Annotated in this window: 10 protein-coding genes; 3 read left to right on the top strand and 7 right to left on the bottom strand. The window is 69.0% G+C overall.

Features of this window, described 5'->3' with window-relative positions:
- Positions 1-26: 26 nt before the first annotated feature.
- The gene (locus tag DZG09_RS03540; protein ID WP_205529043.1) at positions 27-971 is read right to left on the bottom strand and encodes a PDR/VanB family oxidoreductase; all 945 of its coding nucleotides are present in this window, start codon (positions 969-971) and stop codon (positions 27-29) included.
- Between the two features lie 142 nt (positions 972-1113).
- Here DZG09_RS03540 and DZG09_RS03535 point away from each other — a divergent pair, with 142 nt between their 5' ends.
- Entirely contained in the window at positions 1114-1833 is a 720-nt protein-coding gene (locus tag DZG09_RS03535) for a GntR family transcriptional regulator (RefSeq protein ID WP_205529042.1), read from the top strand.
- A gap of 9 nt (positions 1834-1842) precedes the next feature.
- On the opposite strand, the gene DZG09_RS03530 is transcribed toward DZG09_RS03535, so the two are convergent.
- From DZG09_RS03530 to DZG09_RS03510, 5 genes are all read right to left on the bottom strand, one after another.
- Positions 1843-2397 carry a hypothetical protein gene (locus tag DZG09_RS03530; protein WP_119696312.1) on the bottom strand — a complete coding sequence of 185 codons (555 nt, stop codon included), beginning with the start codon at positions 2395-2397 and terminating at the stop codon, positions 1843-1845.
- Positions 2394-4349: a primary-amine oxidase gene (locus tag DZG09_RS03525; protein WP_162893137.1), complete on the bottom strand. Its 1956-nt coding sequence runs from the start codon at positions 4347-4349 to the stop codon at positions 2394-2396. Before DZG09_RS03525 ends, DZG09_RS03530 begins: the two co-directional genes overlap by 4 nt.
- Before the next feature lie 63 nt (positions 4350-4412).
- A complete protein-coding gene (locus DZG09_RS03520) occupies positions 4413-5915 on the bottom strand; it encodes a gamma-glutamyltransferase (protein WP_119696310.1) in 1503 nt (500 codons plus the stop codon).
- Between the two features lies 1 nt (position 5916).
- Positions 5917-7011, bottom strand: a complete 1095-nt coding sequence (solA, locus tag DZG09_RS03515) for an N-methyl-L-tryptophan oxidase (RefSeq protein ID WP_162893136.1) — start codon at positions 7009-7011, stop codon at positions 5917-5919.
- A complete protein-coding gene (locus tag DZG09_RS03510; RefSeq protein WP_162893135.1) occupies positions 7008-8207 on the bottom strand; it encodes an aminotransferase class V-fold PLP-dependent enzyme in 1200 nt (399 codons plus the stop codon). Before DZG09_RS03510 ends, solA begins: the two co-directional genes overlap by 4 nt.
- Before the next feature lie 507 nt (positions 8208-8714).
- On the opposite strand from DZG09_RS03510, the gene DZG09_RS03505 reads away from it, so the two are divergent.
- Together DZG09_RS03505 and DZG09_RS03500 are read left to right on the top strand one after the other, a co-directional pair.
- On the top strand, positions 8715-9743 hold the full coding sequence (locus DZG09_RS03505) for an ATP-binding cassette domain-containing protein (protein WP_119696308.1): 1029 nt from the start codon (positions 8715-8717) through the stop codon (positions 9741-9743).
- Positions 9740-10543, top strand: coding sequence for an ABC transporter permease (locus DZG09_RS03500; protein WP_119696307.1), 804 nt, complete (start codon positions 9740-9742; stop codon positions 10541-10543). The genes DZG09_RS03505 and DZG09_RS03500 overlap by 4 nt, the downstream gene beginning before the upstream one ends.
- 1 nt (position 10544) lies before the next feature.
- Here the strand turns inward: DZG09_RS03500 and DZG09_RS03495 are convergent, their stop codons facing one another.
- On the bottom strand, positions 10545-13631 hold the full coding sequence (locus tag DZG09_RS03495; protein ID WP_205529041.1) for an ATP-binding protein: 3087 nt from the start codon (positions 13629-13631) through the stop codon (positions 10545-10547).
- Between the last annotated feature and the right edge of the window lie 233 nt (positions 13632-13864).

Here is a 13864-nt window from a genome sequence, read left to right as displayed (position 1 = left end):
TTTGTGTGATTGTATCCACATTGACGTCACGCGTCGAGAACAAGCAGCGGACAGGCGGCGCGGGAGACGCACACCATCATGCAGTCCATCCGAGACCGCTCCTGAGCGGTCAGAACGAAGTCACGATGCTCCACATCGCCCTCCAGCACCCGCGTCTCACAGCTGCCGCATATCCCTTCCTCGCAGTCCGTCAGCACGTCCGCACCGGCGGCGCGCATGACCTCGAGCACGGATTGATCCGGCTCGACCGGGAGCTCCGCGCCGCTGCGTGCGAGCCGGATGGTGAAGGCTCCTCCCGGCTCGTACTCGACCTCAGGAGCGGCGAAGTACTCGACGCGCAGGCGCCCCGACTCCTCGGGGAGGAGCTCCCGAAGCTCCGTCAGCATGCGCTCAGGCCCGCACGCATAGACGGATGCGCCGGGGTGCGCGGAGACGATCTCAGGGAGGTTCGCACGCACTCCTTCGTCGCCGGGAAGCACGGAGACCGTACCGCCCTCGATCTGTTCGATCTCGTCGAGGAAGGCCATCCTCCTTCGCTCAGAGCCGAGATAGACCAAGTGCCAGAGGACACCGCTGTCGGAGGCGGCGCGGAGCATGGGAAGAATCGGAGTGATGCCGATCCCTCCGGCGAGGAAGAGGTACTCCTCCGCCGGCTCGAGCGTGAAATGGTTGCGCGGTCCGCGCACAGTGACCACGTCCCCCGGACGCAGTCGCTCGTGCACGCCCTTCGAGCCGCCGCGACTGTGCCCTTCCCGGAGAACCGCAATGCGATAGCGGTCGCTGCCGAGCTCGCCGCTCAGCGAGTACTGCCGGACGGGCGCATCAGGCAGGACGAGATCGATGTGCGCCCCCGCTTCCCATGCACGCGCTGCGCCCCCGACGGCCTCCAGTTCGACAGAGAGCACGTCATCTGCCTCCAGGGTCATCGAGCGCACAAGGGCGGTGAACTCCGCCTCCTCATTCGCGACCATTCTTGGATCCTAACATACGTTTTTTGGATCCAAGATGACGAGATTGTCCACACATGAGTGTGTGTCGCCCTCCTGCGCCTGGCGTTCTGCTATGGTCCGAATCGCATCACGTGACCCGTCCGGGTGGCGGGGAAGGTTAGGCATGGCAAGCGAGGACACGTTCCCTTCCGATATGTCGGGACACGCGCTCGTCGACGGAATCGCCGCGGCGATTCGCGAACGGATCATGTCGGGAACGATTCCCATCGGCTCCCAGCTGCGACAGGCGGAGCTCGCAGGCGACTTCGGTGTGAGCCGGACGCCGATTCGCGAGGCACTGCGCCAGCTGCAGACCGGTGGGCTCATCGAAGTGGTGCCGAATCGCGGCGCCGTGGTGCGGGTGCCGGCGCCGTGGGAGGTGCGCGACGCCTACGAGGTGCGCGCGGAGCTCGAGTCGCTGGCTGCGGCGCGCGCTGTGTCCCGCGTCGCGAAGCCCGACATCGATGAGCTGCGTGTCGCGAACCAGACGATGTACGAGCGTTCCCTGGCAGAGAGCGAGCGCGGCGCCGAAGCCGGTCCGGACAGCCGTCAGGAGAACGACACCTTCCACAGCCGTATCGCTGAGCTGTCGGGCAACTCTCGACTCGCGCGGTCGATCGAGGAGATCAATGACACCTTCCCCCGCAACGTGTCCGCACAGCTGCTGGTGAAAGACGGCCGTCATCGTGAGGAGAACTTCCACGAGCACCAGCGGATCATCGACGCGCTCGAGAGCGGCGAGTCGGAGACGGCGAGGGCGGAGATGCGCGAGCACGTCATCAAGGCCGGAGAACAGATCGCCCGCTGGTACGAACGTCGCTCCTCCACCGTGTTCCGAGGCTGATCGGCGGGTTCAGGACAGCACGACGGCCACCATGAGCAGCATCGATGCGACCATCGCCAGCGGTGCGATTCGGCGCAGCCGGACCGTCGTCGCCTGACGCCCAGCGGTCGGCATCCGCTGCGACGTCCGGAACGCCATCAGCACGCATGCCGCCGCATAGGCGATCGCCGCCCCCGCGACAACCGTCGTCAGGGCTCCGGCCGACACGCCATGGCCGGAGTGCGCACCCGGTGCCTGACCGCTCGTATCGGTCATCAGCAGCACCAGCATGCCCATGACGACGCCGCCCAGAGCATCCATGGCCCGTGCTCCCCGCTCATCGCCCGCGAGGGAGCGACGACCAGGGGCAGCGACGACCGAGAGCAACGATCCCGCAATGAGCGCAGTGCACCACCACACGGGTGCGACGCTCTGCCAGATGACGATGTCGCCCATGGCCAGAAACGAGAGGACGCCGAGCACGAGCTCCCACACTCGCGGCCGCGGTCGGCCGATCGCGGTGCAGCACGCGCCGAGACCGGTCAGCGCGAGGGCACCCGCGTGCAGGAGATCAGCACCGGTCAATGGTCGTGATGCTGACCGTGATCGTGATGCGCATGAGAGGACGCGCTCCCCGACGTATGGCAGCCGGCGCCGCTGTCGGACGGCGGGACGTCCAGTGACGGGTTCCTGGTGAAGAATCCGTCGGGTTCGAGCCGGAAGCCGATGCGTGCGACAGGCATGATCGGCCACTCCTCCGGGCGCGGGTGGTGGTGCGACGCGATGACCGGCCACAGGACGAGCTCGGTTCCGTCGAGCGACCGGTCGGCAGTCAACCAGTCGGTGATGCCCTCTGCTTCGAGCGTCGCCTGATTCGGGTAGTCGCCCGTGATGTACCGCTGCTGCGGGTCGTACGTGCTGGCCCACAGCTGCTTCGACACGAACGGCGCCTTCCGCTCGACGATGCTGCCGGGCTTCGCGAAGAGGCGCGTCGTGTTGGGCATCGTCAACCGGTAGGAGGTCGCCTCGCCGAAGCGGTTCGTCTTCTCAGCGCTCTCGATGCGCCAGTGCACGGCGCGTGACGGGTCGACGCTGCGCCCGCCGTCGCGCTCGGAGGCGACGGTCGTACCCACCATCTTGCAGGCGTTGCCGTACGGATTCAGCTCGTCATCCTCCTCGACTTCTGCGTGCACCTCTACGAGACGGTTGAGCGGACCGTCGACGGCTGTGTCGAGGCGCATGGCGAAGTAGTGCTGATGCGTCGGCGCCTGGACGCGCGGACTCACCATCCGGCCGTATCGAGGAGACTCACCATCCGCGATGCCCGACACCGACAGGATGCCGGTGAGCTTGATCTCCAGCTCGATGGACCCGTCCTGATAGAGGCTCCAGTAGAAGCCGTAGTCATAGTTCGCGACGGTTGCGAAGAACGAGATCACCAGGCGGCGCGACCGGCGCACATCCGCCTCGCCGGTCCTCGTGTTCACGTGCTTCCAGAGGATCGAGTCGTCTTCCTCGTGCATGCAGACACCGTTGGTGATCGTCTTCGCCTGTCCGAACCCGTCCAGCACATGGGCATCGAAGTAGTGGATCTCACCCAGGCAGTCGCATCCGAGTTCCAGGGACGCGGTGAGGGGCCCAGCGCCGTACTCGCCCCAGTCGAAGAAGTTCTTCCGGTACGCGGTCGGGTCGGAGTCGAGATACGGCACGTACATCTCGTTGACCGCGGCACGGCGCAGAACGGGCCGGACGGCTCCGCCGTCGCGGTACTCGATATCGTGCAGGACGAGCCCTTCGCGGTGAGTGAATCCGACCCTGAACGACCAGTTCTGCCACGTCACGTGATGGCCGTCGACCTGAAAGCCAGGACCGTCCGGCTGCGCGATGTCAAGACGCGAAACCTCGCGATCGGGCCCCCAGGTGCCGCTGCGATAGTTGCCGCCCTCATCTGTGAGCGGGATGACGCCGTGGTCCTCGAGCTTCACGAGCTCCAGAGTCTCGAGGTCGAGGATCGGCACCAGACCGGCGATCGGGCGAGCATAGCCGTTGTCATCGACCGACTCGCGGTACCAGACCGAGCCCCACGAGAGTCTGCGATCCTCCATGCCTTCCGGTTCGAAGCCCGTGATCGACTCCGGATCGACCCACACCAGCGAGGAATCTGTGATGCCGCGCTTGGCCAGTGCCTCCTGAAGCGCGGGATGGTTGCGCGCGGCCTGCGCGAACATGCGCGCCTCGTCGGACGAGACTCCCGGACGTTTCGCATCCACCGATGCCCACGACGAGATGGACGCGACGCGATCGGTACCGCTCGTCCAGGCCGTCACCTCCCATGCGGCGTGCGCATCCGGATTCATCACGACGAGGCGCACCGGGCGACCCTGGCCCGGAGCGAGGTTGCGGGCAAGTGCTTCCTCGACGGCGATGCCCCAGAAGCGGGGGTTGTCGCCGATGCGCTCATCCGCCCGCACCTGCTCAGCGATCTCGCCGATCTCTTCCGGAGTGAGTGGGTCGGTCCAGTTCCTGGCGACGGACATAGCGGGTTCTCCTCTGTCTGCGGTAGCGGATGCGAGCCTCGCGGCCCGTATATCAGTCATCTCTCAGCCGATCACTGTGCCGACGCCGTCGGCTCTGGGATCGCTGGCGGCTTCCAGCCCATCGGCGGACAGCCTGACGATCTGCACATGTCCTGCCTCGTCTGCGGGCCCGGGGAACCGGACCACCGGCAGCCCGAGCCTCTCGGCGCGCGCGATCACGTCAGAGGCGACCCCCGGTTCGGCGACGAGGGACAGCTCGGGCTGACCGAGATCGCGATCGCCCACCACCCAGCGCGGCCGGGAGAGGATCTCGGGCAGCCGTCGCTCCGGCATCGTGCCGTCGGGGATCGTCTGCGCCAGGATCCAGGCCTGCGCACGACCGCCCTGGCACCCGGCGACGACCAGCGCGTCCGGCGCGTCGACGATGACGGGGCACAGGGTGTGCGGGGGACGTGAGCCGGCCCGGATCACAGCCGGTGAGGCCGGGTCGACGGAGAATGCACTCCCTCGGTTGTGGAAGATCACGCCCGTGCTCGGATCCAGCAGTCCAGCGCCGAAGGTCTGGTAGACGCTCTGCACGATGGTGACTCCCCAGCCCTCGTCGTCGAGCGCCGTGACCGCGGCGGTGTCGCCGAGGGGGCGAGGCTCGGTGAAGGCGGCGCCGGACCCCGCGGTCTCGAGCGAGAGGAGCCCATCGAGGTCGACCGCGCCCGTGCGGGGGTCTCCGAGCAGCGCGGCGCGCGTCGCGACGCCGCGCAGCACGGCATCGACGAGTCCGCTCCCGGAGGGGATCGAGTCCGCGCCATCGGAAGCGGCGTGTACGACACCGAGCAGCACGGCGCCGATCGATGGCGGCGGAGCGACATACCACGTCGTGGAGCCGATCCGGTGAGTCAGGGCATCCTCGACCTCCGGGACGAAACCGGCGAAATCCTCGAGCGTATGCACTCCGCCAGCAGATCGCAGGGCGTGGACGAGAGATGCCGCGGTGGCACCCGTGTAGAAGTCGTCCGGATCTCCCATGAGCACCCGAAGCGTGCGAGCCAGCGCCGGCTGGCGGAGAAGCTCCCCCTCTGCCAAGAGCTCCCCCGACGCCGTGAAGATGTCGCACAGGCCGGGATCGGAGCGCACCGCATCGGCTCGGGACACGAGCGCCCGGGCGAGCCCGGCGCTGACCGAGGTGCCGTGATCGGCGACTTCCGCGGCCCCCTCGAGGGCAGCGCCGAGTCCATGCTGCGCTCCGAGATCCGCGATCGCACGCCATCCGGCGATGATGCCGGGAACGGTCACGGAGTGCGCGCCCTGGCGCGGCACCTCCGTCCATCCGCCTGCGACCTCGGCGATGGCTGCCGGGGCGGTGCCGGCGGACAGGATCGCGGTCGTCGCACCGTCGGGCGAACGCACCACCGCGATCAGATCACCGCCGAGCGCGCACTGATGCGGGTAGACGACCGTGAGCATGGCGGCGGCGGCGAGAGCCGCATCGAGGGCGTTCCCCCCGGATCGGGCGGCGCGCTCCCCGGCAGCGGCGGCCTCCGGGTGCGGGGCGGCGACGGCGATCGTCATGTCAGAGCTCCCTGCGGGTGGTCGAGATGAAGGCGAGGTCGTCGCGCATGACGCCCGTCGCGATGTCGGCGAGCGCCTCACCGATGGCAGGGCCGAACTTGAACCCGTGGCCGGAGCACGCGGATGCGACGATCACCTGCGGCGCGCGCCGGAGCGGACCGATGATGAAGCGTCTGTCCGCTGTCATCGTATAGAGGCACGCGGCCGACTCGACGGACGTTGTGTCGAGACCTGGGACGAATCCGCCCAGCAGCTCCTGCAGACGGGCCGTCTCCGCATCCGTCTGGGCCTCGACGGGCGTCTCCGGATCCCAGAGCGGCCCCGCATCGATACCGAGCTTCACGCCGTTTCCTGCGGCATCCGGAACGCCGAACACGAGTCCGTCGGGATGATCGACTGAGAACGCTCCGAGGTTCGGCGGTTCCCCGATGGGCTGGTCGGCCGGGACGGTGAGGGTCAGGATGCGCCAGACCTCCAGCAGTGGTGCCAGCTCCGGCACGAGCCCTCCCATCCAGCTTCCCCCCGCGACGATGAGCCGTCGCGCGCGCAGGTCTCCCGCATCGGTGCGCACCGAGACCCCGTCGCCCGTGCTGTCCCACCCGTCGACGACGGTGTTCCAGCGCACGTCCGCGCCGCGTTCCGCGGCCACGCCGTGGAACGCGGCCATCGCCTGTTCCGCCTCGATGACCCCTGCTGATGGATCGTGGACGGCGCGGTATCCGTCGGGAACGGCGAGGCCCGGCATGAGATCCGCCATCTCGGCCGGATCCTCGACGACGACGCATCCGGGCCCCTGAAGCTGCGCCTCTCCTCGATGCGCGTAGAGTCCCCCTGTCCGATGGACGAGCTGCGCTCCTGACTCCTCCTCGAGTGCCCGCCAGCCGTCGAAGGCTCGCAGGACGAGATCGTTCCAGACGGGGTCGGGGTAGGCACGACGGATCATCCGGGTGCGTCCATGTGACGACCCGCGCCGATGACCCGGCGCAAAGCGATCGATCGCGATGACGTCGATGCCCCGACGCGCGAGGGCGGCGGCGGCGGCGCTGCCGTGCACGCCGAGCCCGAGGACGATCACCTCGGCATCGAAAGATCTCACGACGCGCGCACCTCTCCGGCGATGCGCGCGATGCCCTCGACGAGTGCGTCGACATCGCCCTCGTCGTTGTACACGTGCGGTGACGCCCTCACGACTGCGGGAATCCGGCGATCCCCGAGATCCCATTGTCCGTGCGTTGCGGGGACCGAGACCACCCGCACGCCGCTCTCGGAGAGTCGCGACGCTGCATGAGCCGAAGTCATGCCGTCGATCACGAACGTGACGATCGCGGATCGGGAGCCCTCCGGATCGGCCAGGACGACGCCGGGGACCTCACGGACCCGGCGACGGATGTCGTCACCCGCCGCGGTCAGCCATGCCTCCGTCGCCGCCATGCCGCGTTCGTTCGCTTCGCGAAGGGCGACGCCCAGACCGAGCCGGGCGGCGACGCTCGCCTCCCAGGTCTCGAAGCGCCTGGCGAGGCTGGTGGTGTCCCACCCCCCTTCGCTCTGCCATTCGGATCCCCTCACGTCGGGGGCAGTGGGGAGCAGCGCGCTCGCGAAGGAGCGCTTGACGTAGGCGAACGCCGTCCCCCTGGGTGCGCGCAGGAACTTGCGCCCGGTCGTGACGAGGCCGTCGCAGCCGATAGCCGCGACGTCCACCTGCAGATGGCCGACCGACTGCGTGGCATCCAGCAGATACGTCGCGCCGTATCTGCGCGCAAGCTGTCCGATCTCGGCCACGGGCTCGACGAGACCGGAGGACGTCGGAACATGCGAAACCGTGAGGACGGACGGCCGGCCGTCGGCGAGCAGCGCCTCGAGCGCGACCAGATCGACGCGACGCTGTTCGTCGGCAGGGACGATCACGAGTTCGACATCGCGCTCACGGCAGATCGTCATGAGGTGGAGGGCGTGGCTGACATATGTGCTGCGGGAGGCGATGATGCGACTGCCCGCGGCCGGGCGCACGGCGTCGATGAGGACGCGGAGTCCCGTGGAGGCGCTGTCGAAGAGCGCGATCTCATCGGCTGCGCAGCCGAGCAGGTCACCGGCGGCGGCATAGATGCCCTCGACGTCGTCCCTGACGCGGGCCGCCGCTTCGTAGCCGCCCAGTGCCTCTTCGCGATGGAGATGTTCGACGACCGCTTCGACGACCGAACTCGTCGGAAGCGCCGCACCCGCGGCATTGAAGTGGTGCGAGTTGGGCGCGCCGAGAGTTCGGCTGCGCTCGTGGGCGACGTCGATCATTCTCATCGCACGCGAGTCAACCGCCGCGTATGTTGCGGCGACCGCCGCCGGCACCGATCTCATAGAACTCCGAGTCTCTCAAACAGGATCCAAAAGTATCATAAGTGGATCCATACTGTCAGTGCGCGGGAATCGAGGCCGAGGATGTCCAGAATGATCGCCTATGCGGCGGCGTCCGCAGTCACCGCGGCCGACGCATGCGGAACGGCCCGGCTCACGGACTTCGCGGCGCTGGCGGCGATCCACTCCGATGGCTGGGGCACTGCACGATTCGATTCCCGTGACGCACGGCATCCACGCAGCCGGTGGCGTGGACCGGATCGTCGACGGGCATCGATCAGCACGGGTGGACGACCCTCCCGGTCGACAGCGTGACGCACATCAGCGCCGATGGGGTCCACTCGCTGGCGATGTGATCGAGATCCGGCATCGGAGCAGCACGACCCGCCGAGCGTGCACGCGCCGAAACCGATGTGAAAGCGACGTGAAAGCGACGTCCGCCAGACTCATGGCATGACCACACTTCAGCACACAGACGCGCAGCGCGTGGGCACGAGCGGGAACGCCGTCGACGCCCGCGGGCTCGTGAGGGACTTCGGCGACTTCCGCGCCGTGGACGGCGTCGACCTGACGATCCGTCGCGGCGAGGTGTTCGGGCTGCTCGGTCCGAACGGCGCGGGCAAGACCACGATCGTCCAGATGCTCGCGACGCTGCTTCCGATCACCGACGGCGAGGCCGAGATCTTCGGCGTCGATGTGAAGCGCGCACCGCACAAGATCCGACAGCTCGTCGGCGTGACGGGGCAGTACGCGTCGGTCGATGAGAACCTCACCGCGGCGGAGAATCTCTGGCTGTTCGGCCGGCTGCTGGGCTTCAGCTCGCGGCACGCGAAGCAGACCGCCGCAGAACTGCTCGGCAAGTTCGGTCTCGAGGACGCCGCCAAGCGCCAGATCAAGAACTTCTCGGGCGGTATGCGCAGGCGCCTGGATCTCGCAGCGTCACTCATCGCCCGCCCGCCGCTCATCTTCCTCGACGAGCCGACCACCGGCCTGGACCCGCGCACCCGCGGCCAGATGTGGGACACGATCCGCGAGCTCGTGGCATCCGGATCGACCATCCTGCTGACGACGCAGTACCTGGACGAAGCGGACCAGCTGGCCGACCGGATCGCGGTGATCGACCACGGCCGCAAGGTCGCAGAGGGCACTCCGGATGAGCTCAAGCGCTCGGTCGGGACGTCGACGCTGAACCTGCGCCTCACATCCAATGACGACCTCGACGCAGCCCTGCGCGCCGTCGCGGAGGTCGCACGCGAGGAGCCGGTTCCCACCCCGGAATCCGGCGGCCTCAGCGTTCCGCTGCCCGACGCGAACGACGCGGCAGACATCCTCATCCGGCTGCGCGAGGTCGGTCTGTCGATCGCCTCGGCATCCGTGCAGCAGCCGACGCTCGATGAGGTGTTCCTCGCGATCACAGGCCATCCGACCGACGACGCGGACGACGCCGAACGCGCCCAGAGCACTCAGGAGACCAGCGCATGACCACCGTTTCCCTCGACATCCAGCTGTCGTCGCGCCCTCGCCTCGGCGACACCATCAGTCAGACCCTCTCGATGGCATGGCGCGCACTGATGAAGATGCGCCGCAACCCGGAGCAGATGTTCGACGTCGTGCTGCAGCCGCTGCTGTTCACCGCGATGTTCACGTTCATCTTCGGCGGGGCGATCTCCGGATCCGTCGCAGAGTATCTGCCGGTGATCATCCCGGGCATCCTCGCCCAGACGGCGCTGACCGCCTCGATGGCCACCGGCACTCAGCTGCGCGAGGACATGGACAAGGGCGTGTTCGATCGCTTCAAGGCGCTCCCCATCGCGCGCATCTCGCCGCTCGCCGGCCCCATGGTCGCCGACCTCGTGCGCTACGGGCTCGCGGCGACCCTGACGATCCTCACGGGCCTCGCCATGGGATATCGCCCGGACGGCGGGATCCTCGGCGTTCTGGGATGCTGGCTGCTCACGATCGTCGCCGGCTGGTCGCTGGCCTGGATCTTCTGCTGGCTCGGCACGGTCGCACGTTCCGCACAGGCCGTGCAGGGCATCTCGATGATGATCCTGTTCCCCCTGACGTTCCTGTCGAACGCGTTCGTCCCCGCCGAGACGCTGCCGGGCTGGCTGCAGACCTTCGTCGCCGTCAACCCGGTCTCGCACGTCGTCACGGCCTGCCGCGACCTGATCAACGAGGGCCGGATCACCGGCGAGGTCGGCTGGGCGCTGCTCGGCTGCGTCGTGGTGGTCGCGATCTTCGCACCGCTCGCCGTGCGCTCCTACAGCCGGAAGATGTGAGTCACCGATCGGCGGATACTCGCAGGATCGCGGCGCGGGCCTCCTCCAGGAGGTCCGCGCCGCGCCGACCGTCGTACTCGGCCGCGAACCCCGCAAGCGTGCCGGGTGAGGCCCGCTCCGCATCCTCGACGGCGTCCTTCCAGCGCAGCGGCGCACCGAGCCTCGGATAGCCGAACCCCTCGGCGAGCACGAGCAGCCGGATGGCATCCTCCGCGGGAAGAGCCTGCCGCCGCAGAGCCCACAGCCCCAGACCGAACAGCACGAGACCGGTGATCGGGAAGTCGATGGACCCACCGGGGAACATGCCGACGCTGGGTTCGCGACCGACCAGGTATCGCAGGCGGGTCAGGAGAGAGTCGAACAGGTCGCGTCCGGCCTCGCCCTCGGCGTAGCGCGCTTCGGCAACGAGCCCGCTGGATTCGGCGGCGAGGACCCAGGGCGTGACCGCATCGGATCCTGGGCCTGACGCATCCCACGGGTCGACGCGGCTGCGGGCCACCGCTCGGCGGTGCAGCTCAAGGCCTTCGTCGATACGACCCTGTGCGATCGCGAGCTGCGCACGACTCAGCAGCGCAGAGCCCCTGTCGGCGCCGCCGATTTCGCCCGCGATGCCCTCGAGCCGCTCGACGTCGCGCCCCGCCTGCTCGAGATCGCCCTGCTCGATCTCAGCGAGGGCGATCGTCGCCGCGGCATGGACAGAGTCCTCACCCGCGCCGATCCGCTCGAGCAGCGGCAGCGCCTCGCGCGCACATCGCGCGGCCGCGACCGTGTCTCCCTCCTGACCATGCAGGCTGGTGAGCATCGTCAGGGCACTCGCACGCACCCACGGCCCGTCGTCGTCACTCACGTGCTCCAACGCTGTGCGGCATGCCTCCAGTGCTTCAGCCGTGTGCCCCGCGTTCTCCCGCTCCTGCGTCACGTACAGCCAGCCGAGCGCCCGCACGGCCCGATGCGGCGAATCGACGAGCGCGGCGCATCGCTGCTGGGCGGCGAAGCTCCCTGTGGAGGAGAACGACTGCACGAACGCGATCATCGCGTTGAGAAGCGGGGGCTCCGGCTGGTCGCCGAGCGCCACGAGCATGCGCTCCAGGTGCTCAGTGCGCGTCGTGCGGCGCATCAGACTCGCGAACAGCGCGAGGGCGATCGCCGCACGCGTCACGTCGACGAGATCATCCGGCGGCTCCCAGCCGTCGATCACCTCGGCGAACGATTCCGTGATCGCACGGATGCGGGGCATTCCGCCACGGATGCCGCCGAGGCCGCCCAGCGCCGCGAACACCCGCACGACGGACGGCCTGTCACCGTCGCCGAGGGCGCGGTGCAGGGTGTCGGCGAGGTTGGCCTCCTCCGCGGAGAGCGCGTCGATCGCCGCGAGCTGGTCCGGCCCGTAGAGGCGCGGCGACGTGCGATCGGCGAGCGCAACCGCCCACCCGCGCTGTGCCAGCCGGGTCTGCGGCTCCTCGTCCGACTCCCGCAGTCGGATCAGCCCGAACTCGCGCACCGTCTCGAGCATCCGGTATCGCACAGCGCCGTCCGCGTCGGCAACCGTGAGGAGCGACTGTGCCGCGAGCTCCGCCACCGCGTCTGTCGCATCGTCGTCCAGCAGCGCCTGTGCGCCGTCGAGCGCGAAGCCGTCCTGGAAGACCGCCAGCCGGCGCAGGCCTCGCCGTTCGCGCTCGGAGAGGAGGTTCCATGACCAGTCGATGACTGCGAGCAGCGTCTGGTGCCGGTCGGGCGCCGAACGGTCGCCTCCGCGCAGCAGCGCGAACCGGTCGTCCAGGCGCCGAAGGATCTCCTCCGCAGACATCGAGCGGATCCTCGCTGCTGCCAGTTCTATCGCGAGAGGGAGCCCGTCGAGCCTGGTCACGAGCGAGCGCACGACCTCATCGCGCAGAACGGTGCCTGGCCTGGCCGCCGTCGCGCGCTCCGCGAACAGCGCGGCGGCGTCGCCCTGCCCGAGCTGGCCGAGCGGGTACACGCGCTCGGCCGCGATCGCCAGCGGCGCGCGGGACGTGGTGAGGATCGTGAGGCTGGAGGCGGCTGAGACCAGGAACGCCGCGAGCTCCGCGACCGCCTCGACGACGTGCTCGCAGTTGTCGAGCACGAGCAGCGTCGGCGCCTGCGCCAGCTGCTCCGCGATCCGGCCCCTGATGTCCGAGCGCTGGGCAGGAGTGAGCGCATGCCGCGATGACACGGAATCACGCACGCCGATGGCCGATCCGACCGCCGCGACGACCTCATCGGCTGCTGTGACGCCGACGAGCTCCACGACGTGCACGACGGGCTGATCGGCCTCCCGCGCGAGCACATTCGCCAGGCGCGTCTTGCCGAGACCGCCGGGCCCCAGCAGCGTCGTCACCCGCGAGCGCCGCAGCAGCGCCGAGACGGCCTCGATATCGCGCCCTCGCCCGACCAAGGAGCTGGTCTCATAGCGGATGCCGGATCTGACGGGCCGGTCGCGGGCCAGCAGCTCGCGATGCAGTGCCTGCAGCTCTGGGGACGGGTCCACACCCAGTCGATCGGCGAGATCGTCGCGCAGCTGCTCATACCGCGCCAGTGCGGCAGGCACGCCATCGACTGCGGCGACGCTGCGCAGCAGCGCCATCGCATCGGCATCGCCCGCGGCTTCTCGAAGCAGCGGCAGCGCCTCGGCGTACCGACCCTGCGCCTCGAGTGCCCGCCCGAGAACGAAGTCGTCGTCGCGCCCGGCGTCGCGGACGATTCGGGCGGCGCGCTCCGCGGCCTCGGCGTCTCCAGCGGCGAGCGCGCGGCGTGCTGTCTCCGCCGCCGCCTCTGCGCGCCACACGTCGACGTCATCGCGATCGAGCGCGAGCCGATACCCTCCGTCGGTGCGCGCAACGACATCAGCGCTGGTCGCCTTCCTCGCGCGCGATACGACGACCTGCAGGGCTCCGACCGGATTCTCCGGCCGCGCATCCGCCCAGATCTCGTCCGCGAGCCGCTCCTCCGATACGACTCGCCCGCCCGCATCCACCAGCGCGAGCAGCAGGGCCCTGGTGCGCTCCCCTCGGATGGGTGCGTCTGCCCACGCGACGCCGTCGATCAGGCGCAGGCGCGGTTCGGTCACGTCGTCCTCCGGATGTCCAAGCGGCGACGCGGCCGCCGCGACTCCCAGCCTAGGCCGCACGGCCGCCCCCGCGCTCAGCCTCGGCATCCCCCGCCTTGACATCACGACAACCGTTCCTGTGCCGAACATCGACCTCGAACCGGCCTTCAGAAAGTCGATATCCGGCACCGGAGCCGTGGGAAGCGGTCCTACCCGCCCACGCGCCGCGCGATGAAGCCATCGCCACCGCGTGC

This window comes from Microbacterium halotolerans, assembly GCF_003569805.1.
In the GTDB taxonomy this organism is placed as follows: Bacteria; Actinomycetota; Actinomycetes; order Actinomycetales; family Microbacteriaceae; genus Microbacterium; species Microbacterium halotolerans.
This window is presented reverse-complemented; position numbering and strand designations above follow the sequence as displayed.